General features: G+C 38.0%; 18 protein-coding genes. All 18 read left to right on the forward strand.

The window, feature by feature from the left end:
* The first annotated feature begins 151 nt into the window (after positions 1-151).
* Entirely contained in the window at positions 152-1960 is a 1809-nt protein-coding gene (gene lepA, locus MHH64_RS13180; protein WP_095307060.1) for a translation elongation factor 4, read from the forward strand.
* A 96-nt stretch (positions 1961-2056) separates the two neighbouring features.
* On the forward strand, positions 2057-3223 hold the full coding sequence (hemW, locus tag MHH64_RS13185; RefSeq protein WP_095307058.1) for a radical SAM family heme chaperone HemW: 1167 nt from the start codon (positions 2057-2059) through the stop codon (positions 3221-3223).
* Between the two features lie 435 nt (positions 3224-3658).
* The gene (gene hrcA / locus MHH64_RS13190; RefSeq protein WP_095307057.1) at positions 3659-4699 is read left to right on the forward strand and encodes a heat-inducible transcriptional repressor HrcA; all 1041 of its coding nucleotides are present in this window, start codon (positions 3659-3661) and stop codon (positions 4697-4699) included.
* 207 nt (positions 4700-4906) lie between these two features.
* The gene (grpE, locus tag MHH64_RS13195; protein ID WP_251659031.1) at positions 4907-5485 is read left to right on the forward strand and encodes a nucleotide exchange factor GrpE; all 579 of its coding nucleotides are present in this window, start codon (positions 4907-4909) and stop codon (positions 5483-5485) included.
* Between the two features lie 33 nt (positions 5486-5518).
* The gene (gene dnaK / locus MHH64_RS13200; protein ID WP_095307055.1) at positions 5519-7351 is read left to right on the forward strand and encodes a molecular chaperone DnaK; all 1833 of its coding nucleotides are present in this window, start codon (positions 5519-5521) and stop codon (positions 7349-7351) included.
* Between the two features lie 148 nt (positions 7352-7499).
* Complete coding sequence (gene dnaJ, locus MHH64_RS13205) at positions 7500-8627, forward strand: molecular chaperone DnaJ (protein ID WP_095307054.1); 1128 nt, start codon at positions 7500-7502, stop codon at positions 8625-8627.
* Positions 8628-8740: 113 nt separating this feature from the next.
* Positions 8741-9679 (forward strand): 50S ribosomal protein L11 methyltransferase, encoded by a 939-nt coding sequence (gene prmA, locus MHH64_RS13210; protein ID WP_118889122.1) that lies wholly within the window; start codon positions 8741-8743, stop codon positions 9677-9679.
* A 31-nt stretch (positions 9680-9710) separates the two neighbouring features.
* Complete coding sequence (locus MHH64_RS13215; RefSeq protein ID WP_118889123.1) at positions 9711-10481, forward strand: 16S rRNA (uracil(1498)-N(3))-methyltransferase; 771 nt, start codon at positions 9711-9713, stop codon at positions 10479-10481.
* Positions 10469-11824, forward strand: a complete 1356-nt coding sequence (mtaB, locus tag MHH64_RS13220; protein WP_095307050.1) for a tRNA (N(6)-L-threonylcarbamoyladenosine(37)-C(2))-methylthiotransferase MtaB — start codon at positions 10469-10471, stop codon at positions 11822-11824. The genes MHH64_RS13215 and mtaB overlap by 13 nt, the downstream gene beginning before the upstream one ends.
* A 23-nt stretch (positions 11825-11847) precedes the next feature.
* Complete coding sequence (gene deoC / locus MHH64_RS13225; protein WP_118889124.1) at positions 11848-12519, forward strand: deoxyribose-phosphate aldolase; 672 nt, start codon at positions 11848-11850, stop codon at positions 12517-12519.
* Positions 12520-12674: 155 nt separating this feature from the next.
* On the forward strand, positions 12675-12851 hold the full coding sequence (gene rpsU / locus MHH64_RS13230) for a 30S ribosomal protein S21 (protein WP_010650937.1): 177 nt from the start codon (positions 12675-12677) through the stop codon (positions 12849-12851).
* 15 nt (positions 12852-12866) lie between these two features.
* A complete protein-coding gene (locus MHH64_RS13235; protein WP_095307048.1) occupies positions 12867-13313 on the forward strand; it encodes a GatB/YqeY domain-containing protein in 447 nt (148 codons plus the stop codon).
* Between the two features lie 436 nt (positions 13314-13749).
* Positions 13750-15093, forward strand: a complete 1344-nt coding sequence (locus MHH64_RS13240; RefSeq protein WP_118889125.1) for a nodulation protein NfeD — start codon at positions 13750-13752, stop codon at positions 15091-15093.
* A 34-nt stretch (positions 15094-15127) separates the two neighbouring features.
* Positions 15128-16120: a flotillin-like protein FloA gene (gene floA, locus MHH64_RS13245; protein ID WP_340001887.1), complete on the forward strand. Its 993-nt coding sequence runs from the start codon at positions 15128-15130 to the stop codon at positions 16118-16120.
* Positions 16121-16264: 144 nt separating this feature from the next.
* On the forward strand, positions 16265-16786 hold the full coding sequence (locus MHH64_RS13250; protein WP_095307045.1) for a hypothetical protein: 522 nt from the start codon (positions 16265-16267) through the stop codon (positions 16784-16786).
* 412 nt (positions 16787-17198) lie between these two features.
* Positions 17199-17480, forward strand: a complete 282-nt coding sequence (gene yqfC / locus MHH64_RS13255; RefSeq protein WP_340001888.1) for a sporulation protein YqfC — start codon at positions 17199-17201, stop codon at positions 17478-17480.
* A 25-nt stretch (positions 17481-17505) separates the two neighbouring features.
* A complete protein-coding gene (gene yqfD, locus MHH64_RS13260; protein ID WP_118889126.1) occupies positions 17506-18735 on the forward strand; it encodes a sporulation protein YqfD in 1230 nt (409 codons plus the stop codon).
* Between the two features lie 2 nt (positions 18736-18737).
* A complete protein-coding gene (locus tag MHH64_RS13265; RefSeq protein WP_095307041.1) occupies positions 18738-19697 on the forward strand; it encodes a PhoH family protein in 960 nt (319 codons plus the stop codon).
* The last annotated feature ends 143 nt before the right edge of the window (positions 19698-19840 follow it).

The following is a 19840-nucleotide window of genomic DNA, read 5'->3' on the forward strand; positions in this document are numbered from 1 at the left end:
CATTCAGATTGATATAAATCTGGCCGTTTATGCGTTTGTTCTTGAATATAACAGCCTCTATTGCTATAATCAACCTAGTATTTATTGGCTTTTATTTTGAAACTTTCACCCGGATAGTGGATTGAAAGTATTGTAGGAGTGAGCAACACGAATGGTGAAAAAACAACGAAAAGTACGTAATTTTTCGATTATAGCTCATATTGACCATGGGAAATCAACTTTAGCAGATCGAATTTTAGAAAATACACAAACTGTTACAAAACGTGAAATGAAGGAACAGCTACTGGATGGAATGGATTTAGAACGTGAACGTGGGATTACTATTAAGCTTAATGCTGTTCAATTGTCATATACGAGCAAAAGTGGAGAGGAATTTATCTTTCATTTAATTGATACGCCTGGACATGTCGATTTTACATATGAGGTTTCCAGAAGTCTCGCTGCTTGTGAGGGAGCTATCCTTATCGTGGACGCCGCGCAGGGGATCGAGGCTCAGACCTTAGCTAATGTTTATTTGGCATTGGAAAATGAATTAGAGATAATTCCTGTCATTAATAAGATTGATTTGCCAAGTGCAGATCCAGAACGTGTTAAAAAGGAATTAGAAGATGTGCTTGGTATTGATGGCGATGAAGTAATTCTTGCTTCAGCAAAAGCAAATATTGGAATTGAAGATATATTAGAAAGAATTACAGAAGTTGTACCAGAGCCCGCTGGTGACTCAGAAGCACCATTAAAAGCATTGATATTCGATTCTTTATATGATTCCTATCGTGGGGCTATTTCCTATGTATGTGTTAAAGAAGGAACGATTAAAGTCGGAGATAAAATTCAAATGATGTCATCTGGAAAACAGTTTGAAGTAAACGAAGTTGGTGTATTTACCCCAAAAGCACTTGCTAAGAATGAACTAACTGTCGGAGATGTAGGCTATATAACAGCATCGATAAAAAACGTTGGAGATACACAGGTAGGAGATACAATAACACTTGCGAATAGACCAGCTGATGAAGCACTACCGGGTTATCGAAAGTTAAATCCTATGGTGTTCTGTGGGCTATATCCAGTTGACTCAAATGACTATAACGATTTACGAGAAGCATTAGAGAGATTGGAATTGAATGATTCTTCCTTGCAATATGAACCGGAAACCTCTCAGGCACTAGGATTTGGTTTCCGTTGCGGTTTCCTTGGCTTGTTGCATATGGAAATTATTCAGGAACGAATTGAAAGAGAATTTAATATTAATCTCATAACAACTGCACCAAGTGTTATTTTTGAAGTAGAAAAGACGAATGGTGAAGTTACAACGGTCGATAACCCATCCAAAATGCCTGATCCACAAGTGATCCAGGAAATTCGGGAACCGTATGTAAAAGCGACCATAATGGTACCGAATGATTATGTTGGTGCAGTAATGGAAATTGCTCAGAAGAAGCGTGGGCAGTTTATTGATATGCAGTATTTAGACGATATTCGTGTGAATGTTATTTATCATATCCCGCTTTCTGAAATCGTTTATGATTTCTTCGATCAGTTAAAATCGCATACAAAGGGATATGCTTCATTTGATTATGAACTAATTGGCTATCAGCCTTCCCAGCTTGTGAAAATGGATATTCTGCTTAACGGTGATACAATTGATGCTTTATCATTTATCGTCCATCGTGATTTCTCTTATGATCGTGGAAAACAAATCGTCGATAAAATGAAAGAGCTAATACCGAGGCAGCAGTTTGAGGTTCCTGTCCAAGCAGCAATTGGAAATAAAATTGTTGCACGTTCGACGATTAAAGCGGTACGTAAGGATGTAACAGCCAAGTTATATGGTGGAGATATTTCACGTAAACGTAAATTACTTGAGAAACAAAAAGAAGGTAAGAAACGAATGAAGATGGTTGGATCTGTGGAAGTGCCGCAAGAAGCGTTCATGGCTGTACTTCAAATGGGTGACGATTAATTAATAGAATTGTGTCTTATGGGAGAACTTGAACACAGCTTTTCTGTGGGATGGTTTTCCTTTTTGACTTTTTCGTTTACGGGAGTTGAACAATTTATGGAATCCATACAATCGGTTTATATTCATATTCCATTTTGCAGACAAATTTGTCATTACTGTGATTTTGTAAAGTTTTTCTATAATGAGGAACTAGCTACAGAATACCTAGAGGCTTTATTTCAAGAAATAGATACTGCTTTGCCAGGCGACAAGCACAAGATGAGAACAATGTACATCGGTGGTGGTACACCAACAGCCTTGACGATGAAACAATTACACACTTTATTTCGATTTTTAAATAAAAAATTTGATTTTTCAAGTTTTGAAGAGGTTTCGATTGAAATAAATCCAGGCGATATTGATGCGGATAAAACCAAATTATTAAAGGACTATGGTATCACTCGAATATCATTTGGTGTACAAGTAATGGATGATAGGATGCTTGAACAGCTTGGTCGTGTGCATCGTGTGAAGGATGTTTATGATACAGTGCATCTACTGAAGCAGCGTGATTTTGCAAATGTGAGCCTTGATTTGATATATGCTCTACCAAATCAAACGGTTGAGCAATTCCAAGCTTCGTTGGATGAAGCCCTTTCTTTTGGGCTGCCACATTATTCCACGTATGCTTTGCAAATTGAACCAAAAACTATTTTTTATCAAAAGCATAAAAAAGGACAGCTCCATCGTCCGCCGGAAGACGATGAGGTAATGATGTATGAAATATTAAAGCGTACGATGAAATCGAAGGGCATTCATCAATATGAGGTAAGCAACTTTTCTTTGCCGGGATTTGAAAGCAAACATAATCTAACCTACTGGAATAACGATTATTATTACGGTTTTGGTGCTGGGGCACATGGTTATTTACCTGGAAAACGAGTTACAAACATTCGCCCACTGCCAGCTTATGTAAAAAAAGCATTTGCAGATGGAAAACCAATATTGCAAGTAGATAAGGTTAGCATAAAAGAAAGAATTGAAGAAGAAATGTTTCTAGGACTTCGAAAAATAAACGGAATTGACAAGAAACATTTTCAAGAGCGGTTTGGAATCGAAATAGAACGGTTATATAAAAAAGAGCTTGAAAATCTACTGAATAATGGTTTGATTTACGAGGATGTTCAATCGATTCGGTTAACAGAACAAGGGATGCTTCTTGGAAATCGCGTCTTTGAAAAATTCCTGCTGGACAGAGATCCTACAATAGAAACAATCTCCTAAGAGAGGTTTTTCAAAAAAACCGGTGAAAATGACAAAAATCGAAATCAGTAGACCTTCGACTGAGTATCGACACGTCCTTTGTCGAATGTCGAAGTCACACATCCTGTGCAAGTCCGTTCCGCACGTATTAACTGCATACGTTCCGCTCCTTGGAAAAGAAAATCACTTTTTCCTGCGTGCAAGATCGTCTGCTCAAAGCTACACTGCCTCGAACTGCGACGCACAGGACGTGCTAGTGTCGGCATCGCAACAAGGCTTTTCTAGGGGTAAGTAATCGCAGCCCCATGACATTGCGACTTTAGACGACCTCGGTCTTTTTCATCCTACTTTTTGAACACGCATTAAGACGTTCTAATTGACAAAAAAATAGTCATTTGATAATTTTATAGTAGTATTAGCACTCGGGTACATAGAGTGCTAACAGGAGTGATCATCATGCTAACAGAGAGGCAACTTACAATTTTACAAGTCATAATTGATGATTTCATTGATTCAGCGCATCCAATCGGGTCACGAGCACTTTCTAAAAAAGAAAACCTTCCATATAGTGCAGCAACGATTAGAAATGAGATGGCTGATTTAGAAGAACTGGGTTTCTTGGAAAAAACTCATACATCTTCCGGGAGAGTTCCATCAGAGAAAGGCTACCGTTATTATGTAGACCATTTGATTGGTCCGATTATAAGTCCGAGCCCAAATGAAGTAACGATTATTAAAAATATTATCGACGATGGCTTTTTTGAATTTGAACAAATCGTGCAAATGTCTGCAGAGGTTCTATCGAAGCTTACGAGCTATACATCGATTATTCTCGGTCCAGAAATGTTTGAAACGAAACTGAAACAAATCCAAATTCTTCCGCTTTCAGCGCATACCGCTGTAGCTATTCTGGTTACAAATACAGGACATGTGGAGCACCGTTCATTTTCAATACCTGAAAAGGTCCGTGCTTCGGATCTAGAGAAAATGGTAAATATAATGAATGATAGCCTTAAAGGAGTGCCGATTGTTCAATTGCAAGAGAAATTAGCAACAGAGGTTGCTCAACTGATGAAGATGTATATTGATGATTTTGATACATCGTTTGACTATTTGAAATCTGTTTTCTTGAGTGAACATCCTGTCAAACTATATATTGGAGGTAAATCCAATATATTGATGCAACCTGAATTCAACGATGTTGATAAAATTCGCTCATTCTTTAACATGATGGAAAAAGAAGACGAGATAGCTAATTTACTCAAAAACACGAAAAGTGGTATTGAAGTAACGATTGGTAATGAGAACGAAGTAGAAGCAATTAAGGACTTAAGTTTGATAACTGCTTCTTATCACATGGAAGGGGACCATATGGGAACTATTGCATTACTTGGTCCTACGAGAATGGAGTATAGAAAAGTCATCACTCTACTAAGAGGCTTATCAAATGAAATGACAGACGCATTGTACATGTGGTACAAAAATGATGATGCATAAATGAATCAATTAATTAACCTTAGGTCTTAGCATCTATGCTAGTTCAGTAACCAATATAGTTTCATTAAAATGCTATTCATGATATAGTCTTACTTGGTAAATAGGAAAGTAATACTTTTCTATTGACAATGCACAGGTGAAGTCATTTGCTGAAAGCCTTGGCGAATGTAATTTTTCTAAGAATTTTTTAATATGGAGGTGGCATTGGTGGAAGATCAAAATAAAGATACAATAACAGATGAGAGATCCATCACCAATGATGAAGTTGAAGTGATTGATTCTGCCGATCAAGAGACAACGGAATCAACCGAAACTGATTCAGCTAGCACGGAAGAGCTAAAAACAGAGAATGAAGCACTGAAAGCGGAAAAGGATGAAGTATTCAACCGATTGCTTCGCTTACAGGCTGAATATGATAATTTCAAAAAACGCTCGCAAAAAGAGAAAGAAGCAGAACGTAAGTATAAATCACAAGATTTAATCAATGAACTGCTTCCTGCTCTAGATAATTTTGAAAGAGCTCTACAAGTAGAAGTTACGGAAGCAAACGCAAGTCTTTTTGATGGAATTACGATGGTATATCGTCAATTTCAAGATGCATTAAAGTCACAAGGTGTTGAAGTGATTGAAACAGAAGGAAAAGCTTTTGATCCTACTTTACATCACGCAGTAATGCAAATCGAAGATGAAGAAATCGAATCGAATACTGTTGTAGAAGAATTACAAAAAGGATATCTGCTCAAAGATCGCGTAATCCGTCCAGCAATGGTTAAAGTGAATAAATAATCGGATAGGTAGTTTAAGGAGGATATTGTAATTATGAGTAAAATTATTGGTATTGACTTAGGAACAACGAATTCATGTGTAGCAGTGATGGAAGGCGGCGAAGCGGTAGTTATTCCGAATCCGGAGGGGAACCGTACAGCTCCATCTGTTGTTGCATTTAAAAATGGTGAAAGACAAGTGGGGGAAGTTGCAAAACGTCAAGCAATTACAAACCCAAATACAATTCAGTCCATTAAACGTCATATGGGAACAGATTACAAAGTTAAAATTGAAGATAAAGAATATACACCTCAAGAAATTTCAGCTATTATTCTACAATATATTAAATCTTATGCAGAGGATTATATTGGTGAAAAGGTTGATAAAGCGGTAATTACTGTTCCAGCTTATTTTAATGATGCTGAGCGTCAAGCAACTAAAGACGCAGGTAAAATTGCTGGATTAGAAGTTGAGCGTATTATTAACGAACCGACTGCAGCAGCCTTAGCATATGGTATTGATAAAGATGATCAAGACCAAACAATTTTAGTGTATGACCTTGGTGGTGGTACATTTGACGTATCCATTCTAGATATTGGTGACGGTACATTTGAAGTAATTTCAACTGCAGGGGATAACCGCCTAGGTGGAGATGACTTTGATGATGTTATCATTAACTATATGGTAGAAGAATTTAGAAAAGAAAACGGAATTGACTTGTCGAAGGATAAAATGGCTACGCAACGTTTGAAAGATGCTGCAGAGAAAGCGAAAAAAGATCTTTCTGGTGTATCTCAAACACAAATTTCATTACCATTTATCACAGCTGGTGAAGCAGGACCGTTGCACTTGGAAATGAATTTAACACGTGCGAAGTTTGAAGAATTATCTTCTGATCTCGTTGAACGCACAATGATTCCAACTCGTAAAGCACTATCAGATGCAGGGTTATCAACAAATGAAATTCATAAAGTAATCCTTGTTGGCGGTTCAACTCGTATCCCAGCTGTTCAAGAAGCTATTAAAAAGGAAATTGGTAAAGATCCATCTAAAGGAGTTAACCCAGATGAGGTTGTAGCATTAGGTGCTGCAATTCAAGGTGGAGTATTGCAAGGTGACGTAAAAGACGTTGTCCTACTAGACGTTACACCACTTTCATTAGGTATTGAAACAATGGGATCTGTATTTACAAAATTAATTGAGCGTAATACAACAATTCCTACAAGTCATTCTCAAGTGTTCTCAACTGCTGCTGATAATCAAACAGCTGTTGATATCCACGTTCTTCAAGGGGAACGAGAAATGGCTGCAGATAATAAAACATTAGGACGTTTCCAATTAACGGATATCCCGCCAGCACCAAGAGGAATTCCGCAAATTGAAGTTTCCTTTGATATTGATGCAAATGGTATCGTTAATGTTCGTGCAAAAGATATGGGTACGAATAAAGAACAATCTATTACAATTAAATCATCTTCAGGTCTTTCAGATGAAGAAGTAGAAAAAATGGTACAGGACGCTGAAGAAAATGCAGAAGCTGATAAAAAGCGTCGTGAAGAAGTAGAATTACGCAATGAAGCAGACCAATTAATCTTTACTACAGATAAAACAATTAAAGATCTTGGAGATAAAGTTTCTGAAGAGGATAAGCAAAAAGCAGAGTCAGCAAAAGAAGAACTAAAAGCTGCAATTGAAGCGAATGATATCGATCAAATTAAAGAGAAGAAAGAAGCATTACAAGAACATGTACAACAGCTATCCGTAAAATTGTATGAGCAAATGCAACAAGATTCACAAGCTCAGCAAGGTCAGGAAGCAAATGATTCAAGTGATGATGTTGTTGATGCAGACTACTCTGAAGTTGAAGATGACAACGAAAAAAAGTAAGTAATGAATAAAGGATAGACCTAACCAAAAGTCAAAGTCAGGATTCTCTTGACTTTGACTTTTTTAAAGAAAATCATGATTTGCTATAAAGCAATCATTGATGATATGATAAAACCTATGCTATAGTGTGTCGGGAGAGTGAAGAAGGTTGAGCAAGCGAGATTATTATGATGTACTTGGAGTCGAAAAAGGCGCTTCAAAAGAAGAAATTAAAAAATCGTATCGGAAATTGGCAAGGAAATATCACCCAGATGTGAATAAAGCAGACGATGCTGCCGATAAATTTAAAGAAGCTAAAGAAGCATATGAAGTATTAGGTGACGATCAGAAACGTGCACAATATGATCAATTTGGTCATGCTGGAGCTAGTGGTCAGGGCTTTGGTGGTTTTGGCGGTGGAGCACAAGACTTCGGTGGCTTTGGCGATATATTTGATATGTTCTTCGGTGGCGGTGGTCGTACACGTGATCCAAATGCACCACAACAAGGAGCAGATTTGCAATATACGATGGTATTAGATTTTGAAGAAGCAATTTTTGGGAAAGAAACAGATATTACAATCCCTAGTGAAGAAGAATGTGATACATGTAACGGTTCTGGTGCTAAGCCAGGCACAAGCAAGAAAACATGTTCACACTGTAATGGATCTGGTCAATTGAATCAAGAACAGAACACGCCATTCGGTCGTGTTGTTAACCGTAGAGTATGTCATTACTGTAATGGAACTGGTAGTATCATTCCAGATAAATGTAATACATGCGGTGGAACTGGAAGCGTGAAAAAGAACAAAAAAATTCATATCAACATTCCTGCTGGTATTGATGAAGGTCAACAAATTCGCGTAACTGGAAAAGGTGAGCCAGGTAAAAACGGTGGACCTGCTGGTGATTTGTATGTTGTCGTTCAGATTAGACCACATGACTTCTTTATACGTGAAGGAGATCATATTTTCTGTGAATTGCCATTAACTATTACCCAAGCAGCATTAGGTGATGAAGTCGAAGTTCCTACTGTACACGGAAAAGTAAAACTGAAAGTGCCTGCTGGAACTCAAACCGGGAAAACCTTCCGTCTTAAAGGGAAAGGTGCACCGAATGTACGTGGACGTGGTCAGGGAGATCAGCATATTAAAGTGAAGGTAATGACTCCTACACAATTGACTGATAGACAAAAAGAACTGCTTCGTGAGTTCAATGAAATTGGTGGAAATGAATCTACTGATGAACAGGACGAAAATATTTTCCAACGTTTTAAAAAAGCGTTTAAAGGTGATTAACGATGCTGTTCAGCAGCATCGTCTACATAATTTTCAGGTGAGCATCTTGAAGGATAAGAAGCACAGTATATATCCAAGAGAGTCACTATCCAATGAAATGGGTGAATAATATAATGAAATGGTCTGAAGTTTGTATTCATACGACAAATGAAGCAATTGAGCCGATTTCTAATATTTTACATGAAACGGGTGCAAGTGGATTAGTCATTGAAGACCCGCAGGATTTAATAAAAGTACGTGATAATGTTTATGGAGAAATTTATGATTTAGATCCAAATGCATATCCTGAAGAAGGTGTGCGAATCAAGGCTTATTTACCGATGAATAGCTTTCTCGGTGAAACGGTGGAACAAATAAAACAAGCCATCAATAATTTATTGATTTATGATATCGATCTAGGCAAAAACCATGTTTCCTTAAGCGAGGTTAATGAGGAAGAGTGGGCAACTGCGTGGAAGAAATATTATAAACCTGTGAAGGTTTCCCAAAAAATAACCATAACACCAACGTGGGAAGAGTATACACCAGTTTCCAGTGATGAAATCATTATTGAACTAGATCCTGGCATGGCTTTCGGTACGGGCACACATCCTACAACAGTGCTAAGCATGCAGGCGTTAGAAACCTATTTAACAAGTGATGATGCAGTTATCGATGTTGGTTGTGGCTCGGGTGTACTTAGTATTGCTGCTGCAAAGCTTGGCGCAAAAGAAGTCTATGCATATGACCTGGATGAAATAGCTGTAAAAAGTACACAGCAAAATGCAAAGCTAAATGGGCTTGATAACCAGATTGTTGTTGCTCAGAATAATTTACTTGACCACGTAAACAAACAAGTAAATGTCATTGTTTCCAATATACTGGCAGAAATTATCGTTCGTTTTGTGGACGATGCATGGGATAATCTTGTAAGTGATGGATTATTTATAACATCAGGAATTATTCAGAATAAGAAGCAACTCGTCAAAGATAAACTTACGGAACAAGGTTTCGAAATTATAGCTGTAAATGAGATGGAAGATTGGATTTCCATTGTAGCTAGAAAAAAATAAAAAAAGTGACATACATGAAGTGGGTGTGCAAATGCAAAGATATTTCGTTCCATCTTCTCATTTTCAAGACAAGCTAATTCGAATTACAGGTGATGATGTTCATCATATTACCCGTGTCATGCGATATAATATTGGGGATAAAATTATTTGTAATAGCGAATATGGTAAGGCTGCCCTCTGTCAGATTTCACAAGTAACAAGTGATGAAATTCAAGCTACAATTGAAACTTGGCTTGACGAAAATGCAGAATTACCAATTAATGTTACAATTGCTCAAGGTATCCCTAAAGGCGATAAATTTGATTTAGTCCTGCAAAAAGGAACGGAGCTTGGTGCGTATGCATTTATTCCATTTCAAGCTAAACGCTCGATAGCAATTTGGGATCAAAAGAAGGCAGAAAAAAAGCAACAACGATTTGAAAAAATCATTAAAGAGGCAAGTGAGCAAAGTCATCGTAATATAGTTCCTCATATGAAAAAACCAATGTCGATTGAGATGTTGATTGAAGAAAGCAAAAACTATCATGTGAAACTTTTTGCATATGAGGAAGAGGCAAGGGTTTCGAACCCTAATACTTTTGGTAATATAGTTAATAGATTTGAAGCTGGACAAAACATTCTAGTTTGTATCGGTCCAGAAGGTGGGTTTTCTGAGAAAGAGGTAAACATACTAAAAGAAAACGATTTTCTTCCCGTTCGGCTAGGTCCTAGGATTTTAAGAACAGAGACTGCCGCGCTTTATGCGCTCGCAAGCATATCGTATCATTTTGAAGAAATGAGGTGTTCGGAATGCCAACAGTAGCATTTCATACATTAGGCTGTAAAGTGAACCATTATGAAACAGAAGGAATTTGGCGGATGTTTATGGAAAAGGGCTATGAACGTGTTGATTTTGATCACGATTCAGATGTCTATGTTATTAATACCTGTACAGTTACCAATTCCGGAGATAAAAAGAGCAGACAAGTAATACGAAGAGCAATTCGGAAAAACCCGAATGCAGTTGTTTGTGTAACGGGCTGCTATGCTCAAACTTCACCAGGTGAGATTATGGAAATTCCTGGTGTCGACGTTGTAGTAGGAACACAGGAAAGAAAAAATATCTTTACGTATATTGAAGAACATCAAGAAACGAAAGAACCGGTTAATGGTGTTTCTAACATTATGAAAAACCGTGTGTTTGAAGAAATGGATGTACCTGTTTTTACAGACCGTACCCGAGCATCCTTGAAAATTCAAGAAGGCTGTAATAATTTCTGTACATTTTGCATTATCCCATGGTCACGTGGATTACTCCGTTCAAGAGAACCTGAGAATGTAATCAGACAAGCAGAGAAATTAGTGGAAGCTGGTTATAAAGAGCTTGTCCTCACTGGTATCCATACGGCAGGTTATGGTGAAGATATGAAGGATTATAACTTTGCAATGCTTCTTAGGGAATTGGAACAAGTAGAAGGATTGAAACGGATTCGTATTTCTTCCATTGAGGCAAGTCAAATTACAGACGAAGTGATTGATGTATTGGATAAATCAGAGAAAATTGTCAGGCATTTACACATTCCATTACAAGCTGGCTCTGATTCTGTTTTAGCAAGAATGCGCAGAAAATACTCAACAGCTTTCTATAAAGAGAAGGTAAGTAAAATTCGAAAAGCGTTACCTGGCTTGGCAATTACATCAGATGTTATTGTTGGATTCCCAGGCGAAACGGAAGAAGAATTTATGGAAACGTACAATTTTATAAAAGAGATTGGTTATTCAGAGCTTCATGTATTCCCGTTTTCAAGAAGAACTGGTACCCCAGCTGCACGTATGGATAATCAAGTAGATGATGAAGTGAAAGAAGAGCGTGTTCACCGCCTTATTTCATTGTCTGACCAATTAGCGAAAGAATATGCTTCCGGGTATGAGAATGAAGTTCTCGAAGTTATTCCGGAAGAGCGTATCCTGGACGAGAACCACCCTGAATTGCTTGTAGGTTATACAGATAATTATATGAAAGTGCAATTTGAAGGCACTGCAGACATGATTGGCAAGATTGTTCGTGTGAAAATCACGAAATCTGGATATCCATATAATGAAGGTACATTTGTTAGGGTTATGGAACATGCAACACATGCTGGTGAAAAGATAGTTAATCAATAACGTATTTAGAAAGGAAGTTTAAGGTGAGTAATAAATTAGCTAAATATATTGATCATACACAATTAAAGCCGGATACAACGAAGGAACAAATAAAGAAATTGGTTGAAGAAGCGAAGGAGTACGATTTTGCATCTGTATGTGTCAATCCGCATTGGGTTGCTTATTGCTTTGAGAACTTAAAAGAAACAACAGTAAAGGTTTGTACTGTAATTGGTTTTCCACTGGGAGCTAATTCAACGACTGTTAAAGCTTTTGAAACAGAACAAGCAATCAAAGACGGTGCAACAGAAGTGGATATGGTCATTAATGTTGGAGAATTAAAGTCTGGGAATGACGATCTTGTAAAAGCTGATATTCAAGCTGTTGTGAATGCGGCTAAAGGGAAAGCTTTAACAAAAGTAATCATTGAAACAGCTTTGTTAACTGATGATGAGAAAGTTCGTGCTTGTCAATTAGCAAAAGAAGCAGGTGCTGATTTTGTTAAAACTTCTACAGGCTTTGCAAGTGGCGGTGCAACGGTTGAAGATGTTCAACTGATGCGCGAGACAGTTGGTGCCGAAATGGGGGTTAAAGCATCTGGCGGTGTTCGTGATTTAGAAGGAATGAACGCAATGATTGAAGCAGGTGCAACCCGCATTGGTGCTAGTGCTGGAGTCGATATTATCAATGGAATTACAGGCACTGACGATTATTAATTCAGCAAAATTAGTAATAAAAGAAGTATTTACTAGTATAATTAGTTAAATAATCGTTGACCAGATTGTAGGAATATATTATACTTTAAAAAGGCATGAGAAGGTAGTCATGTCGGTATAAATTGGTTTTGTGCTTCGGAGGGAGGGAAATTAGCATGTCAAATACAACTCGCGTTCGTAAAAACGAGTCTCTTGAGGATGCTCTTCGTCGCTTCAAACGCAGTGTGTCAAAAAGTGGTACACTACAGGAATATCGTAAACGTGAACACTATGAGAAACCTAGTGTTAAACGTAAGAAGAAATCTGAAGCTGCTAGAAAGCGTAAATTCTAAAGAGGGTGCAAGCGTATGACGTTACTTGATCGATTGAACCAAGACATGAAGCAAGCTATGAAGAACAAGGATAAAGAAACGCTAAGCGTTATTCGCATGGTGAAAGCTTCTATCCAGAATGAATCGATTAAACTTAGTAAAGATACACTATCTGAGGACGAAGATCTAACAATTTTATCCAGAGAAGTTAAACAACGGAAAGATTCCCTCCAAGAATTTAAATCTGCTGGACGTGAAGATTTAGTTGAAAAACTTGAAAATGAATTGGTAATTTTACAAAAGTATTTACCGAAGCAACTTTCGGATGAAGAACTACTTTCAATTATCCAAGTAACGATTCAGGAAGTAAATGCTACATCAATGAAAGATATGGGTAAAGTGATGGGCGCTGTAATGCCTAAGGTTAAGGGCAAAGCAGATGGCTCTCAAATAAAAAAACTTGTACAACAAGAATTACAATAATAAGTTAAAGAATCTCAAGTCATTAGGCTTGGGATTCTTTTCTTGTTCGTAAGTAAACGAAAAAATTTGAATGCTGTGGATAACTTAGTTATCTAAACAGTTACGTCCAGCTCCAGCGCCCAACGACTAGAGCGAGACTTGCCTCACCTCCGTACGTCGCTAACCGGGCGCTTGCACTTTTATTCAATATGAAAATTATAAGCCTTTTAGAAATGTGGAAGATAAGCACCATCAAAGTTTCTCAATGGATAAGATTATGATAGTATCTAATTATGACATAACTCCTGTTAGAGAACTACTAGTCGCTAGGTCTTTGGTCGATACGTTGGTGCATTTGTGCAAATTGAAATGATGTATACTTTTCTATTTGCTAAAAATTGAAACCAATCCCATACCACTTCCGTATTAATTGATAACAGGCTGAGGGAGGTGAATAATGATGTCGAGGAAACGACTCAAACAATACATACTCATAATTGCAGCCATCTCCATAGCACTTATTTACCTTGTTTTGGATAATATTTCAATTGCTAGTGCCGAGGAACAAGGTGGTGGAAAGTCAGTTTATGTTATACCGATTGAACGAGAAGTAGAGCGTGGGCTAGAGGCTTTTTTAGAGCGCACAACTTCGGAAGCGGTTGAAGCTGGTGCCGATCATATTATTTTTGAAATTGATACTCCAGGCGGGAGGGTCGATGCAGCAGGTCAAATCGGTCAAATTATCCAGGGTCTACCAATCCCGACAACAGCATTTATCGTTAATGAGGCATTATCAGCTGGTTCTTATATCGCGTTATTTTCTGAAACCATTTACTTCAAGCCACATGCAACAATGGGTGCAAGCGGTGTGATTAATTCTGATGGTACAGCAGCAGATGAAAAAGCGCAATCAGCTTGGTTTGCGGCAATGAAAAGTGCTGCTGAATCTACTGGGAGAGATCCACTTTATGCATTAGCTATGGCCGATAGTAGTATTGACCTGCCTGAATACGGGGCACCTGAAGGAAGGTTTTTAACACTTGGCCCAGCAGATGCTGTAGAAGTCGGTTATGCGAATGGAATTGTGGATGATCGAGTGGAATTGCTGCATGAACTTGGTTTGTCGAATGCTTCCATAATTGAGACAGAACCGACTGTCGCAGAGGAAGTAGCACGATTTCTAACAAACCCAATTGTAATCCCAATTCTTCTATCTGTGGCAAGTCTTGGCTTAATCGTGGAATTGTATTCTCCTGGATTTGGAGTACCAGGAATAATGGGGATTGTTTCTTTATTATTATTTTTCTACGGTCATATCGTTGCAGGACTAGCAGGTATGGAAGCTGTCATACTACTAGTACTAGGTATTATTTTGATTGTAGCTGAATTTTTTGTCCCAGGTGGGATTTTAGGACTCCTTGGAATTGGTGCCATCATCGGTTCATTATTTATGTCAGGATACGATTTAGGTCATATGTCGATGAGTATCGGAATTGCATTTCTTGTTACGCTAATTGTTGCAATTATTCTTTTTAAACGAATTGGCATGGATAAAGGGGTTTTTCGACATATTATTCTTAGGGATAGTACTGCAACAGAGCAAGGATATGTATCATCCACAAATCGGTTGGAGTTAATCGGTATGGAAGGTATTACTGCCACCCCTTTACGACCATCCGGCATTGGAGAATTTGACGGTGAACGAATTGATATTGTCTCAGAAGGAAGCTTTATTGATCGTAATAAGTCTGTTAAAGTGGTAAGAGTTGAAGGAGTTCGTGTCGTAGTTAGAGAAGTATAATGCTATACATGAAAATCATAAGGAGGAATTTTTAATGTCATTAACAGAATTAATGCCGCTTATTATTATTGCGGTAATCTTAATTGCAGTTGCAATTTTATTCACGTTTGTACCAGTGGCGCTATGGATTAGTGCTTTAGCTGCTGGAGTAAAGGTTAGTATTTTTACACTAATTGGAATGCGATTACGTCGAGTTGTTCCAAACCGTGTAATTAATCCTTTAATCAAAGCACATAAAGCAGGTTTAAACGTCAAAACAAACCAATTGGAAAGTCACTACCTAGCGGGTGGTAACGTAGATAGAGTAGTAAATGCTTTAATAGCTGCGCATCGTGCAAATATTGAGCTTCCATTTGAACGCGGGGCTGCTATCGACTTAGCAGGGCGTGACGTATTAGAAGCTGTTCAAATGAGTGTAAATCCGAAGGTAATTGAAACTCCATTTATTGCTGGTATCGCGATGGATGGTATCGAAGTAAAAGCACTTGCTAGAATTACTGTACGTGCAAACATTGATCGACTTGTCGGAGGAGCCGGGGAAGAAACAGTTATCGCTCGTGTTGGTGAAGGTGTTGTAAGTACAATTGGTAGTTCAGACACACATGCAAAAGTATTAGAAAATCCAGATTCGATTTCACAGACAGTATTAAGTAAAGGCCTTGATTCAGGAACAGCTTTTGAAATTCTGTCGATTGATATTGCCGACGTGGATATCGGTAAAAACATTGGAGCTATCCTACAGACAGACCAAGCTGAAGCTGATAAAAATATCGCACAGGCAAAAGCCGAAGAACGCCGTGCAATGGCGGTTGCTCAAGAGCAAGAAATGGTTGCAAGAGTTCAAGAGATGCGTGCGCATGTTGTGGAAGCTGAAGCAGAGGTTCCAAAAGCACTTGCCGAAGCATTACGCACAGGAAAAATGGGTGTTATGGATTATATGAATTATAAAAACATTGATGCTGATACTGGTATGCGTGATACAATTGGTAATTTAACTAAAGATAGCAGTGAAGATGATCAAAAATAATGTTCATCAATAAAAGCGGAAGTGCCCGGTTAGCGACGTACGGACTGCGCCCCGAACTTTGGAGTGGTTCGACGAGTCGAACATTCCTACGAAGGCTAGTCGCTGGGCACTGGAGCTGGATCATGAAATTGAAGGAGGGGTCTGATGGGCTGGATTTTCGATAACCTCTTCATAATTATCATTATTATTTCAGGGATTATCGGCTTTTTTAACAACTCGAATGAGAAGCAGAAACAACAAGAAAAAGAGAAGAAAAAAGCACCTCCACAAAGGCCGGGAAGAACAGTGTCAGAAGGAACTCGAACTCCAGAACGCAAGCCGCAGCCTGTAGCAGAGCAAAGAGTATATCGTGAAGAAAGATCACGAGATACGGTTTCAACTGCCTCAATTGCAGAGCAGCAAAAGCAGCAAATGGAGAAGCTGGCTAGTAAGTATAGCACTATTTCAAATTCAAAAATTGAGGATTTGAAGTCACAGGCGGATAGTGGAAGTATTTTACTTGAGCCTGAGAAGGAAACAAGTAAAAAACAAGAAAGACTGAAGAAACAAGTAGTTGGCAATCTTGGTGCAAAAGGATTAGTTAATGGCATTATCATGTCTGAAATACTAGGACCACCGAGAGCTAAAAAGTCATATAAAAATGTTTTAGACGATCGAATCAAATAAGTTGAATCTTAACCACTGCTACATAAGCTTAATTGCTTATATAGCAGTGGTTTTTTATGATTTTATCTCATTTGCAAGGAAACTGCGACGAAACTTACAAATATGTGCAATAATACCCCTCCGAGATTGCTACGGGCGAATGCTTTCCGTGGACAGGTGTCTGAAGCCTCATCCGGACTAGTTAGTGAAAAGTACTGTTTCTGTTTCAATCAACTATGTTAGTGAAAATCAGTGAGCCCATTCTGGCGTAGTGTTTCCACAGCGGATAAATCCACAATTCCTCAATGCACATTAGTGTGAAGTTTATATTTTATATAAATCATCAGACCACATAAAACCCACTTTTTTCTCAAGCATTTTGTTCTTATGTATTAAGCACCTTCATACATATGTATGTGAGGGGGGATCATCATTGGCTAAATGGCAACAAAGATTACGCACCTTGTTAACAGAACAATTCTCTCTTCCTTCTGATATAATCCTTGAAATGCCTAGAATTACGGTAATTGGAAACATACACATATACATTGAAAACCATCAAGGCTTGGATGTATATTCCGAAAATGAACTAAAGTTAAAAACCAATAATGGCTATGTTCAAATTAGGGGTACTTCCTTTGTGCTAAAAATGATGCTTCCTAAAGAAATTTTACTCGAAGGAACTATTTCTGAAGTGAAATTCTTAGGAAACTAAAGCCTTGAACAAGAGGAGGATACAATTGAAGCATTTAAATAGTAAAGCAGTAACTGGCTATGTAACAATTCTAGTAAAAGGTACAGCTCCTGAGATGTTTTTTCAAAAATGTGCGAATGCTGGAATTTCAGTTTGGGATGTAAAAAAAAGAGACACCGATTTATGTGAAGGTAATATAAAGCTCTCCGATATCAAACAAATGAAACATATCAGAAGGAAAACAATTTATAAAATTACGTTTACTGGTAAGAACGGTTATCCATTTTTAATTAGACGATTTTTAAAAAAGAAGCCATTGGTACTTGGGTTATTTTTCAGTGTACTTCTCTTCTTTTTTTTATCGAATATTATTTGGGAAGTTAAAATTAGTGGTGTTCCAAAAGATATTGAAGAAAAGATAGACAAGCAGTTAGTTAGTTACGGAATTCATCCAGGGGCTTGGCTTTTCTCCCTGGATCCTCCAACAGCGATTCAACAAAAACTAATGAAGGATGTGCCTGAACTTCTTTGGGCTGGCGTGGATCAAAAAGGGACAACCTTCTATTTAGAGGGAGTAGAAAAGGTTGTCGTTGAAGAAGCGGATCCAAAACAACCCCGAAATTTAGTTGCTGCGAAAAAAGGCGTTATTACAAATTTATATGTATCAAAAGGGACCTCTCATGTACAAGTGAATGATTATGTGGAACCTGGTGATCTCTTGGTTTCTGGAATATTGAAAGGACAAGTGGTAGAAGACGAAGAAAATGAATCGGAAGAACGACAGGAACAAGCTAAAGAGCTAGTGGCTGCTGAAGCTGAAATTACAGCAAATACCTGGTATGAGGTTTCCGTTACGGTACCGCTTGAATTTAATTATGAAGAGATAACAGGAAACCAAAAAAAGAAATATTATCTTAAAACAGGAGAATTTCAGTTGCCAATTTGGGGATTTGGAGAGCCTGATTATAAAGAAATTCATCGAGAATCAAATGGTAATAACCTACGTTTTTTTAAATGGGAGCTCCCGATAGAAATTGTTGAAACCATTTTAAGTGAGAAGACGTATAATAAAGTGAGCCGAACAAAAGAAGAAGCTATTGAAGCAGGAATTGATCAAGCTATTATTCAACTACAAAATGAACTAGGTGCTGAGGCAACAATATTGTCTGAAAAAGTTTTGCATGAAAGTATCGAGCATGGTAAAGTAAACTTAACCCTATTTGTTTCAGTTGAAGAAAATATTGTAAGAGTAGAACCATTAAATCAAGGAGACTGATTATGCCAGGTAACTTAATTGAAATTGAATTGCATTTAACAGGTACGAATGAAGCGCTCGCATTATTCGGCATAAACGATAAGCATCTGAAGCAGCTAGAAAATCTTTTAAACGTGTCCATCGTATCTCGTGGAGAAGCTGTTCGAGTTTCTGGTTCGGAGGAAGCGATTGCGCTTGTCCAAGAAATTCTTCTCACTCTTTTATCGGTTATTAGAAAAGGGCAAACCATTTCTGAACGAGATGTCGTTTACGCTGTTGACTTAGCAAAAAAAGGTGAAATTAAACAACTAGAAGCGCTTTTCGAAGACGAAATTACGAAAAATGTAAAAGGCAAATCAATTCGTGTAAAAACGCTTGGTCAAAAAAACTATATCGCTGCGATTAAGGCGAATGACCTTGTCTTTGGAATCGGTCCAGCCGGAACCGGTAAAACATATCTCGCTGTAGTAATGGCAGTGCATGCATTAAAAAATGGACTTGTTAAACGAATTATTCTAACGCGCCCAGCTGTAGAAGCTGGTGAGAGCCTCGGATTTTTACCTGGGGACTTAAAGGAAAAAGTAGATCCTTATTTACGTCCTCTATATGATGCACTTCATGATGTGTTAGGGGCGGAACATACACAGCGTTTGATCGAGAGAGAGACAATTGAAATTGCGCCACTTGCTTACATGCGTGGACGGACGCTGGATGATGCATTCGTTATTTTAGATGAAGCGCAAAATACAACACCAGCCCAAATGAAGATGTTTTTAACCAGATTGGGCTTTGGCTCAAAAATGGTTATCACTGGTGATATTACCCAAATTGATTTGCCTAAAGGGGTTAAATCGGGTTTGCATATTGCACAGCAGCTATTAGCTTCTATAGAGGGAATCTCATTGATACATTTGAATCAAACGGATGTTGTAAGGCATCCACTAGTTCAACGTATCATTGCAGCATATGAAACTGAAAACTAGAAATAGAATAAAACAGGAAAGACCCTAGGCTATACGGGTCTTATTTCTGTATAGATGCTTGATAAAGTGAAACCCCGTAAAGTAGCGTTTCACTTTCCTCCCCATTGCTTGTTAGAAATACAAGGGAATGAGCTAAAGACCAT

It is taken from the genome of Oceanobacillus sp. FSL K6-0127 (genome assembly GCF_037983385.1).
GTDB classification, from domain to species: Bacteria; Bacillota; Bacilli; order Bacillales; family Amphibacillaceae; genus Oceanobacillus; species Oceanobacillus profundus.